The sequence below is a fragment of the Geomonas sp. Red276 genome (assembly GCF_054784495.1).
Genome location: NZ_BLXW01000040.1, coordinates 25,061 through 45,679, shown reverse-complemented (window position 1 = coordinate 45,679; position 20,619 = coordinate 25,061). Strand labels below are relative to the sequence as shown.

Below are 20,619 nucleotides of genomic sequence, written 5' to 3'. Positions count from 1 at the left end.
TTTCGTTGAATTGCGGCCAGATCTGGCCGTTCTTTGAAAGGATAGTCACATTCGGCAATAAAAAAGGCAGCCTCCTGAGAGACCGCCTTTTGATGGTTCACTGTTGCCGCGCCAGCGGCTTAGTTCAACATGTAATTGACCGGATCCGGTCATCCGCCCCGGTTAGGGGGCGAGAACGTGTTTTGATTTCTAGCAGCCTTGCCAGGTGGCCGATATTCCATTACTAGCGGGGGGAAATAGTTCCATTTCGGAGGATGAACAGTCCCGCTCATCTATCCCGTCTCCGGCTTTTGAAACGGCCTGTTCACCGCCACAAGGTGCTTTCCCGCCCTGACTGGCGTCCTTTCGGTGAGGAAACCGGGATGGGGTGGCGGATATCCCGACTAGCCCGAGAAACATTAGTAGAAATACATTATTTACGTTGACGTAACCTGCCGTTATGCCACAATTCCAGGGCGGGAAATGTTCCATTCGGGTGGATGACCAGACCTTGATATTCTTCCTTCTCTCGGTGCCTGAGGCCTCATTCCTCGGGGAGGAACCGCTCGCCGGAAACCTGCCGGGTGCGGTAGGGGGAAATATATATATCTTTACCTTTATTGTCAAAGGCGAACTTATGATGAGCGTTCATGACGACATTCTTACTGAGTACGGGTCCTATCTCCAGAAGTCGAATGTTCCCCCTCCTTTTCATACTGAGTACCTGGAATGGTGCTCCTGCTATTTGGATTTCTCCGCAAGAAATATACTGCCCAATTCGAGGTCCGAGTGCGTGCGGCTTTTTTGTGAGGATCTGCGCCGCAGAAAGGTTTCCCAGCGTCAGCTTGAAAGGGCAGCCAGGGCCGTTTCGATCTACTTCGCGATGCTTAGGTCTCCAAAGACCCAGGAAGAAACGTACCGTGTCGACTCGCCACCGGTTTCTTCAGGAACCGGGGGCCTGGCTGATGGTGCGGCACCCGGGCCCGCTCCGCTACCTTACGACGACTCGACGAACCGCCCATCGGCCTACCTGGAGGCCGGTTACCAGATCAAATCGGCGTCTCCACAATGGGATGCGGTTCTCAAACGGATGGTCGCAGAGATAAAGCTCCGCCACTACTCGAGAAAGACCCTGCGGGCCTACGCCCATTGGAGCCGGCGGTTCCAGCGGTTTCTCAAGAACAAGCCCCCTGAGTCAGTCTCCACCGATGACGCCAAGGCCTATCTCACCTATCTCGCCGTGGAGGGAAAGGTTTCCTCCGCCACCCAAAACCAAGCCTTCAATTCGTTACTGTTCCTCTTCCGCCAAGGGCTCCAGAGGGAGTTCGGTGTCCTCACCGGGGTACCCCGCGCGAAGAAATCCCTCTACGTGCCGATGGTACTTTCGCGTCCCGAGATTGACGCCATCCTGAAGGAGTTAGCACCCCCTTTCCGGCTTTTCGCCAGCCTTTTATTCGGCTGCGGCCTGAGGCTCTTCGAATGCCTGCAGCTGAGGATCAAGGATTTCAACATGGACGCCAATGTGCTCACCATTCATGGCAAGGGAAAGAAGGACCGGACGGTTCCCCTTCCCCGATGTATCCACCCGGAGCTTTTAGCCCAGATTGAGACGGTTGGGAAATTACACGATCAGGACTTGGCCAACGGCTACGATGGGGTCTTTCTGGATGACTCGGTCGAAAAGAAGTACCCGAATGCTCCCAAGGAGTTCGCCCAACAATGGTTCTTCCCCCAGAGAAACCTGACGGTACTGGCTGAAACGGGAGAGGCGAGGCGTTATCACCTGCATGAGACCGAGTTCCAGGACGCACTCTATTACGCGGTACGCCGTGCCAGGATCTCCAAAAAGGTCACCGCGCATACCTTCCGGCACTCGTTTGCCACCCATCTGTTGCAGGCCAACTACGACATACGCCTCATCCAGAGACTGCTCGGGCACGCCAACCTCAAGACCACTATGATCTATACCCACTGCGTACCGGTCTTGACGACCAAGGAGCCGATGAGTCCGCTTGATTTTTGACGCAAAGCCATTGCCCAAAGGCCGGGATGGCGAGCTCCCGCGCTGAAGCAGGTGGTGTGCCCTTTTCGTCCGGTCCCCTTTTCGCCCCCAGTAGGGTGGCGCCGCCGCTCGGTAATTCCAACCTTGCATTGATTAACTTTTTCAAATATACTTGCCTGCACATCCGCTCCGAAGGACAACCACGTAGATGATCACACCTGCCACCCCGATACCCGGCCAAATTTGGCGACAGCTCTCTACCCGTTCGCGTACCGTCCTTTCGCGTGCCGGGATACGGTCGTGCGAGGAGCTGCTGAGGTACGTCGAAACGGATCTACCGTCCATCCCCGGCTGCGGCAGCAAGACGTCTCACGAATTAGGCGCCCTGCGGACCCGCATTCTTGAGGAAATCCCCGCCCTCCGCGATCTCGGTGAAGAGTTCTCACCCGGCGGCTCGCTCCCCGCCGTTATCGACACCGAGACGCCGGCACGGCAATCCTGTGGGGTGGGTGAAGCGGACGCGGAGGGACAGCGGGTCGACCCCGCCGGCTGGAGTGTTCTCCACCGCACCCTCCCGGAGTTGTTTCACCTGTGCATCCCGGGTCTCGAACAGGGGGGCGATCGGCTGCCGACGGTTGGCGAGATGCCCATTCCAGCCGCGGACCTCGAACGGCTCCGCGTTGCCGCCATTTCCCCGGAAGACTCTGCGGCAGTTCTCGCCACGGTCACCGCCGGCTATTTTCTGCAGGCGGGGATCAGCGACGACGCCATGGCCATCATCCTCGACCAATTGGCACAGGCCGCCGGTGCTGGCCGATTGCCGACCGCAAAGCTTCCGGCGCCAACCGCCGACATCTGCGACGGCGGATTGTACCGGGACATGCCGTCGCCCCCCTCGCTCCCGGTGCCCGCTCTCCGTTACCCGCAACTTTTTTGCCCGCCCGCCGGCCAAGGGGGGGTGATGTGGCAAGAGGTCGCGAAGATCAGCGAGCGGAGGGTGATCGACCGCCTCGGTTTCTGCACCGCGGCACTGGAATGCATCGAGTACCTCTGGCATTTGAGGGAGATCGCCTCGCTCGTCATTGACGGCGCAGATGCCGGCATGCCGACCACGCTCTACGGGGACTTTTACGCACTTGCCGACGACTTCCTCCGCGAAGGGCTCGTCCCCGGCCTCGTCAAAGATGCCGAACGGCGGTACCGGCTGATGAAAGCGGTGCTGTGGCGTCCCGGCGACCGCAGGCCGTCGCTGAGGAAATTGGCCCAAAAGGAACAGGTGAGCGGGGAGAGGATCCGGCAGATTTTGTTGGAAACGACGGTCACGCTCGCCACCCCGCGCTTGCTGGGGCGCCACCGATACGTGTGGATCTGGATCGACGCGCTCCTCGAGGCCGCTGGCGGTGTCCTCTGTGCCAAGGAAATGGCCGAGTCGCTGACCAAGGCCTTGGGGTGGAAGGTCTGCCCCCCGGAACAGGTCATCGCCACCTTTGTCTGTATTTCGCCTCGGTACCAACATATCGGTCGTGCCCCGTCGGTGGGGATCGCTCAGGCAGGCCACCGTTGCGTACGGTGCCCCAGGATGCGCTCCGTACTCTCGACGGCAGCCGCTGAGTGTCCGCAGTGGAGGCTCCCCATCGACAGGGCGCTCGTCGGGCTCAGCGAGCACTGCCGGGAAAAGCGGTGCCCGGGATTCGGCAAGGTGAGCAGGTTCTCCCCCGCCACCCTCGCTCTGCTGGCGAGGGTGACGGAAGGTCTTTTCAGCGATGGCGACTCCGTCTACGCGCTCGAGGGCCCCGGTACCCGCAGCTCCTTCGAGGTCCAGGAATATGCCCGAAAGAAGGGATCTGCGGGGAGAGCGATACTGGAGCAGATCGTCGGGGCAGCCGGCAAACCGGTCCCTTTCGAGGAAATATGCCGGCAGCTGGTTGCCTCGGGCTGCGAAAGTGGGCCAACCACGAAAGCCCCCTGGGCATTGCTGCAACTCAAGCGCTCACCTTCGATACTGCCGTGGGGGAACGCGTTCGTACACAGGGACGCTCTTCCGGCGATGGCGACCGTCGTTACGGAGATCGAAAGAGAGATCGTGACGAGACTGACCGCGGACGAAATACCGTACCTCTCCATCAGTGGCCTCATCTTCAAGAAATACAGGGAGCGGTTACTGCGGGAAACCATCGCCACCCCCTATGGCCTCTACTGCTGCCTGGAAACTCTCGGCAGTCCCGACCTGCGGTACCCGGAATACCCGTACGTGATGAACAGGGAAGGCGACGGCGTCCGCCTGCCGGTGCCGCTGGTCCTGGAGGAGTACCTGATCAGGCAAAACGGCCCGGTTGCCGTCGAAGATATGGTGCGGTTCGGATTGGAAAAACTGTGCCTGAACAAATGCGATCCCCGCATCATCTGGCAGATACCCAACAGTGTGAGGGCCGACAGTTTCACGGTCGTCCACCTGGGGTCGCCCGCCATCGACGCGGGGGCTCTTGCGCCGGTCATAGAGTGTCTGACCCGGTACGGTGAACGAAAAGGGATCGCGGCGGGGGCGCTGTATCAGGCCAATGCCGCTTACTGCCGCGAAGTCGGGATTCCGACCGCGCTCCATCTGTACTGCCTGATCAGACATTTCTATCCGCAACGTTTCCGCATCATGCGGATATGGCAGCTCAAAACCAGGTCAAAGATGGGGGTCCCACCCGAGAATCTCCCCGATGTCGAGGCGGAGGCTCTTGCGCCGATCGTGGCGTATCTGGCCGGGCTCGAGCAAGGAAGCCGGATAACCGCGGGTGCCCTGTATATGGCGAACCTCCCTGTTTGCCGCGAGCTGGGCGTTTCGACACCGAAGCATCTGTACTACCTGATGGAACGTCATTATCCGCAACGCTTCCCCATCATCAGAAAGTGGGGGGGCCCCCCTCGCGACCGGGCAAGAAAATGTGTGGCCGCTTCTGGCATTTCCCACCTGGCAGAACGGATCCTTTCGTATCTCAGGAAGCAGGCCGGGCCATGTCCAATCTGCGAAGTGGCCGAAGCCGTGCGAGACGCAAGTGGGAAACGGACAGACCTCGGTGCGCTGGACCGGCGATATGTTCTGCGCGATACCCAGACGACTATGGTGGCCCGGGAATCCCTTGATTGGAATGGCCAGAAGCAGTCGGCAATAGAGAAGCTTGCCGCCAGACATCTCGAAGAAAAAGAACGGGAAGGGAAGGCATTCGGCAGATGTTCAGATATTTTCCGGGAGGTGGCAGAGATCGACGGCCTGCTGCCGGAAATTGGCGAGGCCGTCACCTGGACCCCCGTGCTGCTCCACGAACTGCTCGTCTCGGGTAACAGGTTCTTTGGCCTCGGCAAGAGGCGGGACCTCTTTGTGGCTGCAGACAACCGGCATGGCATTGCGACCCTCAACGACCTCGCTTACCATATCCTGCTCACCGATTTTGACGGCGCAGCCCCCGAATTCTTCCTGCTCGGGGAGCTGGACAAACTCGGCATCAGGCCGAGGTGGGACACATTCCGCTCGGGACGCGACCCGCGGATCGTTCGCACCGGGAAGATCCTGCATGCTGCCGGACACGAGGTGCCACCGGAGCTGATAGGATGGGAAAAACCGAAACCAACGGCGAGAAAAGTTAAGAGAAATTCGGCGGAATACAATGAAGAAAGGGGGATCGTCGCGGCAGAGATAGCGCGGCTTATGGAGACGCATGGCATTACCCCCCAGGCGGCATCCAAAATCACCGGCAGCGGCCACGCCGACTTCTACCGCTTCAGGCTTGGGCGGTTCAAAGGCGCCAGCCTCAAGCGGCTGGTTACCCTCCGAGGGAAGCTGGAGCAGCATGTGACGCAAGTGGCAGCATGTTGTGCGCCAGGCCGGGTCAGCATCGATTGATTCGCTTCTGGCCCCCCAAATGGTACCGGGCAAAACGCTTGGCCCGGGGGGCCCGGTATCACAGAAAAAGCCGATAGTCGCAGTCCAGGGCTGTTGCCAGTTTTTTCGCCATTTCCTTCCCGATCGAACGCTTCCCGTTCTCCATCTCACCGAGGTGGCGTCGTGAAATCCCTGCCTTCTCTGCGAGTTCGACTTGGGTCAAATCTTCCTTCGAGCGTGACCCGCGTAAAATCATGGAGGGAAGGTCTTCGCCCGGCCTGACTTCCCCCAACACCTCCCGCCAAGGACGACTTTCGCCCTCTTCGAGCTCCCGGGCATACTTAATGACCAGTTCCGCGTTGGACCGGTGTACCTGAAAGGTTACGGTTACGATGTCGCCAATAGGGGGCCTTTTCGTGCGTTCCACCATAAACACCTCCACTTCACGGATCATACTGTGCCCATTTTTAGTACGTCGTCTAGGGGTAGAATGGAACCGAAAATCTACGGGGAAAGAGGGCTGACAAAAAAAATGAGGGGGGATCGAAATCCCCCCTCCGGGTAGCTGCCTTGGTGAATGCTGATGGTGCGGGTGCTAGTTGTACGCGCTCTCGGAGTGCTGGGTCTGGTCGAGGCCGATGATCTCGTCTTCCTTCTCGACCCGGAAGCCCATGGTCTTGGAGAGGACGAAGGAGATCACGAAGGTGACGATCACCGCGTAGGCGGCGGCGGCGCCGACCGCGATCAGCTGGGTCACGAACTGCTTCATGTTGCCGGAGGTGAGCCCGGTGGCACCGACGGTGGCGAAGACGCCGGTCAGGATGGCGCCGGTGGTGCCGCCCACGCCGTGGACGCCGAAGGCATCGAGGGAGTCGTCGTACTTGAACTTGGCCTTCATCATGACGCCCATGTAGCAGACCAGACCGCCGGCGATACCCATCAGGATGGCGGCGCCAGGCTGCACGAAACCGGCGGCGGGGGTGATCACGACCAGGCCGGCGACCACACCGGAGCCGAAACCCAGGGCGGAAGGCTTGCCGGCGTGGATCCACTCGGCGATCATCCAGGTCAGGCCGGCAGCGGCCGGGGCGATGGTGGTGGTGGCCATGGCCAGGCCGGCCAGGCCGCCGGCGGCGTCGGAGGTGTTGAGGCCGACGATGGCGGAACCGGCGTTGAAGCCGAACCAGCCGAACCAGAGGATGCCGACGCCGGCAAGGGTCAGCGGGAGGCTGTGGGGAGCCATCCGCTCATGCGGGAAGCCGTGACGCTTGCCGAGGAAGTAGAGGACCACGAGTGCCGAGATACCGGAGGAGAGGTGAACGACGGTGCCGCCGGCGAAGTCCAGGGCGCCCATCTTGCAGAGCCAGCCGTCGGCCATCCAGACCCAGTGGGCCAGCGGATCGTACACGAGGGTGGTCCAGAGGAGCACGAATACGCAGTAGGTGGAGAACTTGATCCTCTCGGCCAGGGCACCGGAGATGAGGGCCACGGTGATCATGGCGAACATGCACTGGTACATGGCGAAGACATACTCGGGGATGGAGCCCGGCTCGGTGGCGACGTTCTGGAAGAGCGCGAAGACCGGGTTGCCGTCCTTGAAGGTGATCAGGCCGTTCATCATCGCCTTGCTGAAGTTGCCGATCAGGCCGTGTCCCATGTCCGGGCCGAAGGAGAGGGTGTAGCCGATGACGGCCCACTGCACGCCGACGATGCCCATGGCAACGAAGGAATGCATGATGGTGGATAGGACGTTCTTGCTGCGGACCATGCCGCCGTAGAAGAGGGCCAGGCCGGGGATCATGAAGAGAACCAGCGCCGAGGAGACCAGCATCCAGGCGGTGTCGCCGGTGTTGAGGACCGGATCGACGTTCTTGGGAGCCGGTGCGGCAGCGGTGGCAGCCGAAGCGGCGGCCGGGGCGGTAGCCGCAGCCGGAGCCGCAGCCGGAGCCGGAGCCGCAGCCGGAGCCGGGGCGGTAGCGGCAGCCGGGGCGGTAGCGGCGGCCGGGGCGGCCTTCTCCTCAGCCTGGGCGGCCAGCGGAGCGGCGAGCAGGCCGGCAACCAGTGCCAGCTTGGAAAGGGTCACGAATACTTTCTTGCAGGTTGAGGTCCCTGCTGCTTCCTTAGCCGTCTTTAGGATACTTCCTCGTACCATGTTTGACTCCCCATTGATCTTATTTGTTTATCGTTACAAGCCGAAGCTGCGTCATTGCTCGTTCAAGCCACGTTTGAATCCGACCGACCCTTCCTAGATGGCCTCGTCCCCTTTCTCACCGGTCCTGATGCGGACCGCCTCGTCGAGGTTGATGATGAAGATCTTGCCGTCCCCGATCCGCCCGGTGCGGGCGGTTTCCTCGATGGCGGAGACCACTTTGGCCACCAGGTCGTCGGAGACCGCGATCTCGATCTTCACCTTGGGGATGAAATCGACCACGTACTCGGCGCCGCGGTAGAGCTCGGTATGCCCTTTCTGGCGACCGAAACCTTTCACCTCGCTCACGGTGATACCTTCGATGCCTATCTCGTTGAGGGCATCTTTTACCTCATCCAGTTTGAACGGTTTGATGATTGCCTCGATAAGCTTCATTGCTTTCCTCCTGATCTGTGGCTTGCGCTGCCGGTTGCCCATCACTGTTGCAGCCGCCGTGCCAGCCTTGGAGAAATGCCTGTAAACGGGGAGTTAGGGAAAAGGAGGGGCGCAAGAAGAGAGAAAGCTGCACAAATAGGATGCAGCCCGCCGTCTAATTAAGCACAAATGGAGGGCGTGCTCCCCCCAAAACGGGGGGAGCCTTGGACGCGGGGGAGTCCCCCGCTATGAAACGTTCACTGGCGCGGTTTCGATGAGTACCCGCTGGAGAAGGGGAGCTGCCTCAGGTTGAATTCGGGGTAGGCGGCGGCCGCGACTTCGTACTGATCAAGCCCCTCCCGCTCGATGTCGGAGGGGACCCGGATTCCCATGATGCGGTCCAAAAGTCTGAAAAAGAGGTACGCCGCACAAAAAACGAACAGCAGGTTGACGGCGCTCCCGATCACCTGGGCGCCCAACTGGCCACCGTCGCCGTAGAACAATCCTTTGACGGTCCCTTTGACACCGTTGAAACCGTCCCCGTAAGTACCGTCGGCAAAGAGCCCCAGCGAGAGGACTCCCCACAGGCCGCAGACCCCGTGCACCGAAATGGCCCCCACCGGATCGTCGATCTTCATAACCCGCTCGAAGAAAAAGACGCTCAGGCAGCAGAAGACTCCGGCCAGGGCTCCGATCACCACCGCCGACAGCGAGGTGACGAAGGCGCAGGGGGCGGTGATGGCCACCAGTCCGGCCAAAAGCCCGTTGGCGCTCATGGTGAGGTCGGGCTTGCCGTACTTGAACCACATGAGGCTCATGGCCACGAAGCCCCCCGCCGCGCTGGCGAGCATGGTGTTGACCGCCACCACGCCGATCCTGAGGTCGGAGGCGGCCAGGGTGGACCCGGTGTTGAAACCGAACCAGCCGAAGGCGAGCACCAGGGTGCCGACGATGGCCATGGGGATGTGGTGGCCCGGAATCGGGTTGGGGGATCCGTCCTTGTTGAACTTGCCGATCCTGGGCCCCAGCACGAGGGCGCCCGCCAGGGCGGCCACCCCGCCGGTCATGTGGACCACCGAGGAGCCGGCGAAATCGACCTGCCCGTGCCCGAGCCCGAAGTTTGAGCCGAGTTGGGAGAGCCAGCCGCCGCCCCAGACCCAGTTGGCGTAGAGGGGATAGAGAAGGCCGCTCATCAAGAAGCCGTACACCACGAAGGCGGAGAACTTGAAGCGTTCGGCCATCGCCCCGGTGGGAATGGTGGCCGCGGTATCCATGAAGACCATCTGGAAGAGGAAGATGGCGAAGACCACCGAGTCGTAGCAGTTGCCGGAGAGGAAGAAGCCCCGGGTCCCGAAGAGGCCGAGATCCTTGCCGAAGAGGTGGAGGGTGAATTCCCCGTTCAGGACACCTCCGCCGCCGAGAGCCGCCACCGGCCCCACGCCCCCCATCTGGAGGGCGAAGCCGCAGGCCCAGTAGGCCAAAAGGCCTATGCAGTAGATCATGATGTTCATCGCCATGGTGTGGCTGGCGTTCTTGGCCCGGCAGAAGCCGGTCTCCACCAGGGCGAAGCCGGTCTGCATGAACATGACGAGGAAGCCGCAGAGAAGGGTCCAGGCCATGTTGAGCGCCACCCGGTTGTGGCCGGCGGCATCCGCGACCTTGGCCGCCAAAGGCTCGGAGGCGGAGAGCCTCTTCAAGTCGTCGGCGGTGGGGGCGCCGCTGGAGGCCCCGACCAGGTCGGCGGCTCCCCCGGTGCGCGCCCCGGACGGATCCCCGGAGGGGACGGCCGGGGAAATGGCGGCGGGCGCGGGCGCGGCCGCCGGAGCGGTAGCGGCGGCGGAAGCCGCTTCGGGTTTGACCTCGGCCCGGCAAAGGCTCCCGGCGGCTCCGACCAGGAGCCCCGCAGCCATCAACAGACGGACCAGGCGTGCGTACTTTTTCATCATGATTTCCATCTCTGCCTCCTTACGATGCAGGCCGAAGCGCGCGGCGTCCTTGCCCTCCCCGCCTCCAGCCGGCGGGTGACGCGCCTCACGTGATTGGTAAACCGCTTAAATAAAAAGGCCTCCGGCCCCAAAGGGGCGGGAGGCGTCGTTGCCTTTTCCGGGTGGACCGGCGCGTCGCGGTGCCGGTCTCTTCCTTTAATCTGCACAGGGCATGCCGGATGAAAATCAGGTGGATGCCAGGAATACGGTAGGTCGCGTTGAAAAACGAAACGCGACAGCATCGGCAGCCCAAAGGGATCGTCGCGTTTCACGGTAAAACTGTTCAACGCGACCTACGCCTGCTCTCCCCACCATGGCAATTGCCGACGAAGAAAAGGGAGCGCATGGGCACGGAGAGCCCACCCTACCCGGTTCGCCCCGGTGGGCGCTGATCCTTTATTTCACCAGGGAGGGACCGAACTGGATAACGGCGCCGCCGGCCAGGATGATGACGAGGCCGGCCCAGGTCGAGGTGGGGATACTCTCTTTGAAGAGGAAGCGGCCAGCGAGGATGCTCACCAGGGCGAAGATGGCGACGTAGACTCCGAGGAGCTTGGAGAAATCCCACTTGACGGTGTTGACCACCACCCCGTAGCTTCCGAGCATGGCGAAGCCTAAGACGATGAAAAGGACGGAGCCGGAGACGAGGCCCCTCCTGACCACCGCGTCCCCCCCCACCTCAAGGGCGGCCGCGGCGACGAAAACAATCCAGGCAAATAGTGTCATGTAATGCTCCTAATATTCGATATACCCTCGCCCCCCTTGGGGGAGAGGGTGGCCGAAGGCCGGGTGAGGGAAGATGTTAAAGTGGCGAGTGGGTATGGGCTAGGACGGCCCGCGCTTCATCATGAGGAGGATCAAGAGGACCAGGATAAGCAGACCGGCGGCGATGCCGAGGGCGATCCAAAGGGCCTTTCCCCTCCCCCCCTGCTTCCAGGGGGAAGGTTTCTTCAGCCGGTCGCAGCGGCCGGTGAGCGGCACGTCCTCGGGGTTGTCCAGCTCGGTCTTCATGGCGGCGGCCGAGTGGTAGCGCCTCCTCGGGTCCCGCTCCATGGCGTGCAGGACGATCTCCTCCACCTGGGGGGAGATCTTGGAATTCCTCTTCCTGGGAGCCTGCGGGTCGCCGGTCACCCGGGCGTTCATGATCACGAACATGTTCTCGTTCTCACTGGCGTAGGGGGGCGCCCCGGCCACCATCTCGTAGAGAATGGCGCCCAGGCTGTAGATGTCGGTCCGCTCGTCCCCCCGCTTCCCCTTCACCTGCTCCGGCGCCATGTAGTCGGGGGTCCCCACCGCCGGCGTGAACCCCGCGAAGGTAAGCCTTCTCCCCTCGGCCGACTTGGCGATCCCGAAGTCGAGGATCCGGATGGTCCCGTCGGAGCAGATCATGATGTTCTGGGGCTTTAAATCGCGGTGGATCACCCCGTGCTCATGCATGTGGGCGAGCGCGGAGCAGATCCGGCTGGCGAGCTTGACGGCGTCCTTCTCGGGCATGGGGCGGACGCTGTTTAAAAGATGGGCGAGCGTGTAGCCGCGGAGGTACTCGGTCACGATGTAGGGGCGGCTTTTCTGTTCGACCGGGTAGAACTTGAGGATGTACGGGTGATCGAACATGAGCCCGATCTCCTCCTCGCGCTCGAACCGGGAGTAGAAGCCGGGATCGCTCTCGAACTCCATGAAGGGGACCTTGAGGGCCACCTCGTTCCTGGTCTTAAGGTCGGTCGCCTTGTAGATGGTGGCCATCCCGCTGCGGCTGATGGTCTCGGTGATGAAGAAGCGGTCGTCGAGCGTCTTGCCGGGCTGGATCTCGTAGCCGACGTTCTCCTCGACCACCGGTTCGTGGTAGACGGGGAGTCCGCGGTAGTAGGATATCTTCTCCACGTCGGTGATCTGCAGCACCTGGATGGAAAGGTTGTCGTCGGTCCCCCGGTTCTCCGCCAGGGCCACCAGCTGGCGGCAGGCCTGGGCCGGGGAGAGGCGCGAGACGATGTCGGCGATCTCGGAATCGGCCACGTGGGCGTAGAGGCCGTCGGAACAGAGGACGATGCGGTCACCCTTAAAGGCGGTGGTCTGCTCCACGTCGACCCGGATGCCGGGGTCCTGGCCGACGCAGCGGGTAAGCACCGAACGGTGCTCGCTGGTCTTCGCGTCCAGCTCGCTGATCAGGCCGAACTTCTGCTGCATCCCGACGTAGGAGTGGTCGGTGGAAAGCTGCCTGATCTCCCCTTTCCTCACCAGGTAGACGCGGGAGTCCCCGACGTTTCCCACCACGACCTCGTCGTTTTTGAGCACCACCAGGCAGAGGGTGGTACCCATCCGGTCGCGGCCATGGTTCCCCATCCCCCGCTCGAAGACCGCGAGGTTCGCGGAGGAGAACATCTTGTTGACCAGCTGCTGCGAGGTGAGATCCCCACCGGTCTCCCGGAAAAGGGAAAGGGAGGTCTCCACCGCGAGCCGGCTCGCCACCTCGCCGTGGTTCAATCCCCCCACCCCGTCGGCCAGGGCGGCCACCGCGCCACGGGAGCGTTTCTCCTCGATGGTGGCGGGCTGCCAGAAGCCTACGAAGTCCTCGTTGTTCTCCCTCACCGGCCCCGGCGAGGAGAGTTCTGCGTAAATAAGTTCCATGATGACGGCACCTTAGCACGATCCCCGTGCGATGAAAAGCCTCGACATTGAAAAGGGGCGGCCAAAGAATTCTTGACCGCCCCGACGTTTCCATCCTGCCGCTATCCCGGGTTCACACCGCCTAAGCCGCCTGGGCCGCGACGGCCGTCCCGGGAACTGCCTGTCCTAGGCGAGCGGTTTCATCTCCGGTCTGCTGGTAAGGATGATCTCCTTGTTCTTGGACTTGGAGGCGGACATGAAGTAGATCAGCCCGTAGATCCCCCAGGCTGCGCAGATGCCGAGCGCTATGAACGGCTCCTTCCAGCTCATGCCGGCCACGGTGAAGGGACCGACCAGGTAGAAGAGCATGATGGCCAGGTTGGCGAGCAGGCCGGCCACCGGGATGACCACGTGCTTGAAGCCGTTGAAGGTGTGGTGCTCCTTGAAGGCGACCATGGCGATCACGCAGGTGAACATGTAGAGGAGGAAGGTGCCGAAGTTGGAGACCAGGGTCATGATCAAAAGGGTGTTCGGGAGCTTCGCGTAGGTCTCCGGGGCGAAGATGCCGAAGGAGTACCAGAAGTTGTGCTTGTCGAGGGCGGCCGGGGTGGTGCCCCCCTGGTAGATCACGCAGACCACCATGCCGATGAGGGCGGAGATGATCGCCAGGGTCCAGATCGCCTTGTAGGGGGACATGGTCTTGCCGTGCAGCAGGCCGAAGTGGGAACCGACCTCCTCGTCGCGCCCCATCGCGTAGGTGACGCGGGCGCCGGTGGAGAGGCAGGAAAGGGTGGTGCCGATCAGGGCGAGGAAGACGGTGAAGGCCTGGACCAGCATGAAGGCCTTGCCGGCGGCGGCGGAGCCGAAGAGCCAGGTGCCGGTGATGATCATCATGTCGCCCAAGGGGGCCCCGGAGGCGCCGGCCATCGGCATGGTGTAGCCGTTATGGAGCATGTAGTTGGCGGCGAAGTACTCGATCAGGTAGCAGACGGCGCCCTGGATGACCAGCGAGAGAAGGACGGCGCGCGGCACGTCTTTCTTGGGGTTCTTGGCCTCGTCGGCCATGGCAGTGACCGTCTCGAAACCGACCAGGATCAGGATGGCGATGGCGGCCTGGATGAAGATGAAGTTGAAGCCGTGGGGTGCGACGACGCTCTTGGCGGTGGCGTGGTAGTTGAAGGTCTCCACCCCCTTGTCGTCCTTGGTGATGGCGCCGGCGGCGGAGTAGTCGACGGTGAAGGGCGCGGCCTGCTTCAGGTCCTTGACCGGCTTGCCGTCCTTGTCGGCGGCGATCGGGTCGCCGGTCTTGTCGTCCTTCATGTCCTGCATCTGGTAGACCGGCTTGCCGTCCTTGTCGAGGCTCGGCTTGCCGTCCGCCATGACCGGCACCGGCTGCCCCTTGTCGTCCTTCACCACTTCCTGGGCCACCTGGTAGTTGACGGCCACCCCGTTGGAGAGGTGGTAGCCGACCGCACCCTGCGGATGCTGCACGCGGTAGCCGATGGCGATCACCGAGAAGACCAAAAGGGCCGAGATCTGCACGATGTTGATCACCACGTTGACGGCGGTGGTGCCGGTAACCCCGCGGAAGGCGATGTAGGCGACCCCCAGGGAGAAGACCGCGCAGAAGATCCACATGAAGATCTGGCTGTTATAGGTCCCGGAGAAGGTGTCGGGGAAGAACTGGTTCAGGAGGTAACCGGAAAGGATGGCGGTCACCCCGACCATCACGCCGGGATAGACCCAGTAGTAGAGGTGGCTCGCCCAGCCGGTGAAGAACTTGGCGATCCTGGCGAACTTGTAGGCCTTGGTCTTGGAGAGGAAGGCCTGCTCCGCGTAGAGGTAGGAGGAACCCGGGCCGGGGTAGAGCTTGGAGAGCTCGGCGTAGCTGTAGGCGGTGGCCAGGCAGAGCAAAAGCGCGAATAAAATACCGAACCACATGGCGCAGCCGGCCATCGGCGCCCCGTACAGGGACTGCATCTGGAAGGTCAGCCAGAGAAAGGCTCCCGGCGCGATGAGGGCCATGGCGTTCATGGTGAGACCGGTCAATCCCAGCGTCCCCCTGGTTACTGCTTGTTCATTGTTTCCCATTGTCACTCTCCTTTGTTAGGCTCGGTGAGGCTCCGATGCCCAAGTGCAATTTTTCCTCGTCGAATAAACCACCTGTGACAGAACAGCTGACTGCAAACTCCCCCTTTCCGGATAATCGAATTAAAAAAGGCGCCAATCCATCAGTCGATGGAGAGGCGCCTTTGCCTGTGAAACCGTCAGCGGTCATGACACGTCGTCGTGTCCTGGTTGTGACCGTTCCTGAGCACGAGGCGTGCCAGCTTCTGCAGGTGGGCGATTTAACACGCTAACGGGGGGGATGGAGGGAAGACGAGGGGGGCTCAGCGGCGTGGCGACGTTTCTTTTAGCAGCAGCGGTGATGAGAATTTAGGCACAACCGGCGCCCGCATCAGCGGGGGAAGAAGTGGGGAACCTCGGCCGGCGGGACCGGGAGGCTGAAGAGGTACCCCTGGTAGTGCTCGCAGCGGTGCCGGACCAGGAACTCGAGCTGCTCCGGGGTCTCCACCCCCTCGGCGATCACCTCGAGTTTCAGGGTGTGGGCCATCTCGATGGTGGCCAGGGTGATGGCGGCGTCGTCGGGGTCGGTGGTGATGTCGTTGATGAAGGTGCGGTCGATCTTCAGGACGTCGAGCGGGAAGCGCTTCAGGTAGGAAAGCGAGGAGAAGCCGGTGCCGAAGTCGTCGATGGCGAGCCTGACCCCCATCTTTTTGAGGGCCATCAGGGTCTTCACGGTCCGCTCGGTGTGGGCCATCAGCACCCCCTCGGTGAGCTCCAGCTCCAGCAGTCCCGGATCGATCCCGGTCTCCTCGAGGATGGAGGTGACGTGCTCGAGGAGCTCGTTCTTCATGAAGTGCTGGCCGGAGATGTTGACCGCCAGGGTGAAGCGGGGCAGCCCCGCGTCGAGCCACTGCCTCAGCTGCCGGCAGGCCTGCCGCATCACCCACTGGTCGATCTGGATGATCAGCCCGATCTCCTCGGCCAGCGGGAGAAAACGCCCCGGCTCCACCATCCCGAGATCCCTGCTGTTCCAGCGGACCAGCGCCTCGATCCCCACCACGGTGCCGGTGTCGGAGGCGACCTGCGGCTGGTAGTAGACGATGAACTCCTCGTCCTTGAGTGCCTTGTGGAGCTGGCTCTCCAGGATGATCCGCTCCAGGGCCTTGGCGTTCATCGACTCGTCGTAGATCTGGTAGCCGTTTCTCCCCTGCTCCTTGGCCTGGTACATGGCACCGTCGGCGTTGCGGATCAGGTCGCTTGCCGTGCAGGCGTCGTAGGGATAGAGCGAGATCCCGATGCTCGTGGAGACGAAGACCTCCTGCCCCTCCAGCGAGTACGGGTGGGAGACCGCCTCCAGGATCCTTCTCGCCACCTTGGCGACGTCCTGGAAGTGCTCGATGTCGCAGAGCATGATGGTGAATTCGTCCCCCCCCAGCCGCGAGACAAGGGAGACCGGCCCGTCCTGCTCGGCCCGGGCCAGGCAGTCGTTCTTCCTGACGCACCCCAAGAGCCGGTCGGCCACGTCCTGCAAGAGCCGGTCCCCTACCCCGTGCCCCATGGTGTCGTTGACGAGCTTGAAACGGTCGAGATCGAGGAAGAGGACCGCCAGCATCCGGTCGTTGCGGTTGGCGTAGACGAGCGCCTGCTCGAGCTGCTGCATGAAGAACCGGCGGTTGGGGAGCCCGGTCAGGGCGTCGTAGTAGGCCAAGAGCCGGATCTGCTCCTCGGCCCGCTTTCTTTCGGTGATGTCCTGGATGGTCCCGGTGAGGCAGACGGTGTCCCCCGCCTCGTCGAGCACGGTGGCCACCTCGGCGTGCAGGGTCCGCTCCACCGACTCCGACAGGAGGATCCGGTAGTCGAAGCTGACCGGGGAGCGCTGGGCGATGGCCTGCTCGATGGAGTTCTCCACGAAGCCGCGGTCGAGATGGTGCACCGGGTCGAGGATCGGGTTCCCGAACTTCCCGCCGTCCAGGCAGCAGAGGTTGTAGACCTCCTCGGAGCAGCGGATATCGCCGGTGGAGAGGTCCCATTCCCAGCTCCCGATGTGGGCGAGGCTTTGGGCATGGGCGAGACCCTCGCGGCTCTCCCGGAGCTGCTCCAGCATGCCGCTCGCCCTCAGCATGTAGCTCACCCGGTAGGGGAGGATGTGCCAGTTGATCGGCTTGGTGATGAAATCGGTGGCACCGGCCTGGTAGGCGGAGTCGATGGAGTCGAGATCGTCCAGGCCGGTCATCATGAGGACCGGGGTGTCGCGGCCGGTGACGGTCTTGCGGATGGCGCTGCAGACCGTGAAGCCGTCAAGGCCTGGCATCATGACGTCCAGAAGGACCAGGTCGGGGGCGCGCTCCTCGAAGACGGTGAGGGCATGCTCTCCGGACTCGGTGTCCCACACGGCGTACCCCGAGGTTTCCAGAGTCTCGCGGGCCAAAAGCCGTACCGCATGGTCGTCGTCCACCACCATGACCAGCGGGGTCACCCTCTTCGTCTTCCTGGTCAACATAGACGCCCTCCCTGCAACGCTTCCCGGACCACCCGGTACTCCTCCTCGACCCGTATCAGCAGGGGAAGCGCCCCCTCGGTGGAACCCTGGCGGCCAAGGGCCTCGAGCTCCTTGCAGACGTCGGCAAGCCGCATGGCGCCCAGGTTGGCGCTCGAGGACTTGAAGCTGTGGGCGGCGGCCTTGAGCTTCTCGGCGTCCCCGCCGGACTCCGCCTCCTTCATGGTCTGCAAAAGGGTGGGAGTGCTCGCGAGGTAGAGGTCGACCACCTTGCGGAGGACCTCTTTCCCCCGGTTACCCGGCAGGCTCCGGATCATCTCCAGCGCCCCGCTCATCTGGTCGTGGGAGATGGGTGCGGAGGCGTCCGCCGCGGAGGCGCCCCCGGCGGTGGCCAGCGAGGCGGCTATACGGGCCTGAGCGGCATCCATGGGAGCGCTGGGAGGAGCAGGGTGCTCGCTGGGGCCCCGCCCCACGGTCCCCGAAACCGGGGTTTTGAGGCCGGCATCCGGGGAGGCGGCGGCCTGCGGGGCCGAAGGGGGCGCCTGCCGCGGGGAAGCCGGTGCCGCGGGGTCCGGCACCACCGGGCGGACCTTTTCCAGCCCCCCCAGCGGGTCCTGTCCCGGGAAGAGCTGGGAGAGCTCCTCTCCCCCCGCCGCCGGGCGTCCCGGGGCCCCCCCTGCAGGGTCCGGCTGATGACCCGGGAGAGCTCGTCGCGGGTGAAGGGTTTGGAGAGGTAGTCGTCGGCCCCGGCATCCATGCAGGCCATCCGGTCCTGGGCCATTGCGCAGGCGGTCAGGGAGACGATCGGGATCCGCTTCCGTTCCCCCTCCTGGGCGGCTTCCCACTCCCGGATGGTCTTGATCGCCTCGAGGCCGTCCATGACCGGCATCTGGTAGTCCATCAGCACGAGGTCGTAGTTGGAGCGCTGCACCGCCTCGACGGCCATGAGACCGTTGGCGACGATCTCCACGTTGCAGGCCAGGCTTTCCAGCATCCCGCGGCCGACCTCCTGGTTCACCGGGTTGTCCTCCACCAGCAGGACCTGCGGCGGGGTGCGCCGCGCCTCCACCCCCTCCGGTTCTCCGGTCGACTGCTCCATGCCGAGCGCCTTGACCAGCGCGGCGTAGAGCCGGTGGGGGCGGAGCTCGTTCCTGGGGAGCGCGACCAGCCCCCCCTCCTCCCCCTCCTGGAGCAGCGAGGCCACGTCGGGATTGCCGATGAGCAGGAGCCTCACCAGCCGGCCGGAGGGGAGCGAGCGGAGGGTGGCGGCCAGCCTGGTCCCGTCGGTGCCGGAGATCTGCTGGTCCAGGACGGCGAGGTCGAAGGGGGCGGAGACCACCCGGCATACCGCGCCCGGGCCGTCGGCGGAGACCTCGTAATCCACCCCCCATCCCTTGAGCTGGGTTCCCAGGAAATCGGAGGTGGCCGGATCCGAACAGGCCACCAGCGCCCTCTTACCGCGCAGGGCGGCCCGGCTGTGTTCCGGACGCACCCACCCCTTCTCCGGCCCGGAATCCAGACGGACGGTGAAGGAGAAGGTGGAGCCTTTCCCCGGCTCGCTGGCCACCCGGATTTCGCCCCCCATCAGTTCGGTGAGCTGCTTGGCGATGGCCAGCCCCAGGCCGGTCCCGCCGTACTTGCGGGTCATGGACTGGTCACCCTGGGAGAACTGGGTGAAGATCCGCTGCTGCACCTCGGGGGCGATGCCGATCCCGGTATCGGTCACGGAGATGCGGACGATGTCGGGCGCCCGCTCCATGAACGCCACGAGCGTCACCGACCCCTTGTGGGTGAACTTCAGGGCGTTGCCGAGCAGGTTCACGATGACCTGGCGCAGACGCCCCGGGTCCCCCTGGAAGTCGCGGGGGAGCTGCCCGGTGATATCGCAGCGAAGATCCAGCCCCTTCTTGGCAGCGTCCTCGGAGAAGAGCTCCACCGTCTCCATCACCAGCTCGTGCAGGTCGAAGGGGATGATCTCCAGCTCCATCCTCCCCGCCTCGATCTTGGAGAAATCGAGGATGTTGTTGATGATGGAAAGAAGCGCCTGGCCGGAGCGGCGGACGGTCTCCACGAAGCGGCTTTGCTCCTTGCTGAGATCGGTCCCCTGCAAAAGTTCGGTCATCCCCAGCACGCCGTACATGGGGGTCCGGATCTCGTGGCTCATCTGGGCCAGGAACTCCGATTTCGCCCGGCTGGCCGCCTGGGCGGTCTCCATGGCACGCCTGACGTCGTCGAGGCTCGCGGCCAGTTGCCGGTTGACGTTGGAGAGCTCGCGGGTCCGCTCGGCGACCTCCAGTTGCAGCTCCTCGGAGTGCAGGGCCAGGCGCTCGTCGCGGACCTCGATCTCGGCCAGCATCTCGTTGAAGCAGGCGAAGAGGACGCCCAGCTCGTCGTCCTTCAGCCCCTCGACCCGGACTTGGTAGTCCTGCTTTTTGGAGACGATTTCCATCTTGCCGGTGAGTTCCTCGATGGGATCGGCGATCAGGGTTTTGACGCGGCGGGAAAGGGTGACCCCGAGTAAGGCGAGGGCCAGGAGGGCCAAGGCCAGCAACACACCGGGGAAGGCTAGGTCGCGGAACAGCGGCTGACGCCAGGTCAACACCAGGCGGCCGACTTGGCGCCCCCCGCGCTCTACCGGCAGGGTCACCATGCGGATCGCTGACAGCCGCGAGGGGGCGGTTTCCTTGCCGGCCGGGCGATGCTGGGCGAGCAGGCGGTCGTTGTGGCCGAAGAGCTCCGCCGAAATGAGGAAGGGATCGACGTCGGTCCAGGAGAGAATCTCGCGCACGGCATCGAGGTCACCCTCGGCAAGCGGCGAGGAGAGTTCCCTGATCACCCGCTCCCCCAGCGTGGCGACCTCGCGGTAGTGTTCCTGGCGCCCGCGGAAGGCCTGGTTGCCGACCGTGAGGACGGAGAACGCGACGAGCAGCAGGCTGTTGCCGACCAAAAGCAGCCGCACCAGATTGCGCCTGATGGAATTTTTCCCCGGCGTGCAAACGGTCACCGCGTCCCCCGTGCCGCCGCGTGCGGCGAGAGTCGGATGTCACCGCCCCC

The 20,619-nt window shown here is 63.2% G+C and carries 12 protein-coding genes; 2 read left to right on the top strand and 10 right to left on the bottom strand.

Translation table 11 applies throughout. The features are described 5' to 3' along the window. The first annotated feature begins 1,069 nt into the window (after positions 1-1,069). Complete coding sequence (locus tag ACYVL5_RS20195; protein ID WP_460597380.1) at positions 1,070-2,002, top strand: site-specific integrase; 933 nt, start codon at positions 1,070-1,072, stop codon at positions 2,000-2,002. 187 nt (positions 2,003-2,189) lie between these two features. Next, positions 2,190-5,870 (top strand): hypothetical protein, encoded by a 3,681-nt coding sequence (locus ACYVL5_RS20190; protein WP_460597379.1) that lies wholly within the window; start codon positions 2,190-2,192, stop codon positions 5,868-5,870. Between the two features lie 58 nt (positions 5,871-5,928). On the opposite strand, the gene ACYVL5_RS20185 is transcribed toward ACYVL5_RS20190, so the two are convergent. The 10 genes from ACYVL5_RS20185 to ACYVL5_RS20140 all read right to left on the bottom strand — a co-directional run bounded on the left by ACYVL5_RS20185 (position 5,929) and on the right by ACYVL5_RS20140 (position 20,569). Next, complete coding sequence (locus tag ACYVL5_RS20185) at positions 5,929-6,279, bottom strand: helix-turn-helix domain-containing protein (RefSeq protein WP_460597378.1); 351 nt, start codon at positions 6,277-6,279, stop codon at positions 5,929-5,931. A 165-nt stretch (positions 6,280-6,444) separates the two neighbouring features. Beyond that, positions 6,445-8,001: an ammonium transporter gene (locus ACYVL5_RS20180; protein ID WP_460597377.1), complete on the bottom strand. Its 1,557-nt coding sequence runs from the start codon at positions 7,999-8,001 to the stop codon at positions 6,445-6,447. Positions 8,002-8,094: 93 nt separating this feature from the next. Further along, positions 8,095-8,433, bottom strand: coding sequence for a P-II family nitrogen regulator (locus ACYVL5_RS20175; RefSeq protein ID WP_460597376.1), 339 nt, complete (start codon positions 8,431-8,433; stop codon positions 8,095-8,097). 236 nt (positions 8,434-8,669) lie between these two features. Continuing rightward, positions 8,670-10,367, bottom strand: a complete 1,698-nt coding sequence (locus tag ACYVL5_RS20170) for an ammonium transporter (protein WP_460597375.1) — start codon at positions 10,365-10,367, stop codon at positions 8,670-8,672. 426 nt (positions 10,368-10,793) lie between these two features. Then, positions 10,794-11,123: a hypothetical protein gene (locus ACYVL5_RS20165; protein ID WP_460597374.1), complete on the bottom strand. Its 330-nt coding sequence runs from the start codon at positions 11,121-11,123 to the stop codon at positions 10,794-10,796. Positions 11,124-11,222: 99 nt separating this feature from the next. After that, on the bottom strand, positions 11,223-13,022 hold the full coding sequence (locus ACYVL5_RS20160) for a protein kinase domain-containing protein (protein ID WP_460597373.1): 1,800 nt from the start codon (positions 13,020-13,022) through the stop codon (positions 11,223-11,225). A gap of 165 nt (positions 13,023-13,187) precedes the next feature. Beyond that, positions 13,188-15,092, bottom strand: coding sequence for an APC family permease (locus ACYVL5_RS20155; RefSeq protein WP_460597372.1), 1,905 nt, complete (start codon positions 15,090-15,092; stop codon positions 13,188-13,190). A 367-nt stretch (positions 15,093-15,459) separates the two neighbouring features. Continuing rightward, positions 15,460-17,568, bottom strand: a complete 2,109-nt coding sequence (locus tag ACYVL5_RS20150) for a two-component system response regulator (protein ID WP_460597371.1) — start codon at positions 17,566-17,568, stop codon at positions 15,460-15,462. Continuing rightward, positions 17,562-17,993 carry an Hpt domain-containing protein gene (locus tag ACYVL5_RS20145; protein ID WP_460597370.1) on the bottom strand — a complete coding sequence of 144 codons (432 nt, stop codon included), beginning with the start codon at positions 17,991-17,993 and terminating at the stop codon, positions 17,562-17,564. The genes ACYVL5_RS20150 and ACYVL5_RS20145 overlap by 7 nt, the downstream gene beginning before the upstream one ends. Further along, entirely contained in the window at positions 17,969-20,569 is a 2,601-nt protein-coding gene (locus ACYVL5_RS20140) for a hybrid sensor histidine kinase/response regulator (RefSeq protein WP_460597369.1), read from the bottom strand. Before ACYVL5_RS20140 ends, ACYVL5_RS20145 begins: the two co-directional genes overlap by 25 nt. Positions 20,570-20,619 lie beyond the last annotated feature (50 nt).

What these genes read in the sequence shown, in the direction of transcription:
- ACYVL5_RS20195 (WP_460597380.1), top strand. Translation starts at nt 1,070, where the DNA reads ATGGTCGCAGAGATAAAGCTCCGCCACTACTCGAGAAAGACCCTGCGG.
- ACYVL5_RS20155 (WP_460597372.1), bottom strand. Translation starts at nt 15,092, where the DNA reads ATGGGAAACAATGAACAAGCAGTAACCAGGGGGACGCTGGGATTGACC.
- ACYVL5_RS20170 (WP_460597375.1), bottom strand. Translation starts at nt 10,367, where the DNA reads ATGGAAATCATGATGAAAAAGTACGCACGCCTGGTCCGTCTGTTGATG.
- ACYVL5_RS20180 (WP_460597377.1), bottom strand. Translation starts at nt 8,001, where the DNA reads ATGGTACGAGGAAGTATCCTAAAGACGGCTAAGGAAGCAGCAGGGACC.
- ACYVL5_RS20190 (WP_460597379.1), top strand. Translation starts at nt 2,190, where the DNA reads ATGATCACACCTGCCACCCCGATACCCGGCCAAATTTGGCGACAGCTC.
- ACYVL5_RS20185 (WP_460597378.1), bottom strand. Translation starts at nt 6,279, where the DNA reads ATGGTGGAACGCACGAAAAGGCCCCCTATTGGCGACATCGTAACCGTA.
- ACYVL5_RS20160 (WP_460597373.1), bottom strand. Translation starts at nt 13,022, where the DNA reads ATGGAACTTATTTACGCAGAACTCTCCTCGCCGGGGCCGGTGAGGGAG.
- ACYVL5_RS20165 (WP_460597374.1), bottom strand. Translation starts at nt 11,123, where the DNA reads ATGACACTATTTGCCTGGATTGTTTTCGTCGCCGCGGCCGCCCTTGAG.
- ACYVL5_RS20145 (WP_460597370.1), bottom strand. Translation starts at nt 17,993, where the DNA reads ATGGATGCCGCTCAGGCCCGTATAGCCGCCTCGCTGGCCACCGCCGGG.
- ACYVL5_RS20150 (WP_460597371.1), bottom strand. Translation starts at nt 17,568, where the DNA reads ATGTTGACCAGGAAGACGAAGAGGGTGACCCCGCTGGTCATGGTGGTG.
- ACYVL5_RS20175 (WP_460597376.1), bottom strand. Translation starts at nt 8,433, where the DNA reads ATGAAGCTTATCGAGGCAATCATCAAACCGTTCAAACTGGATGAGGTA.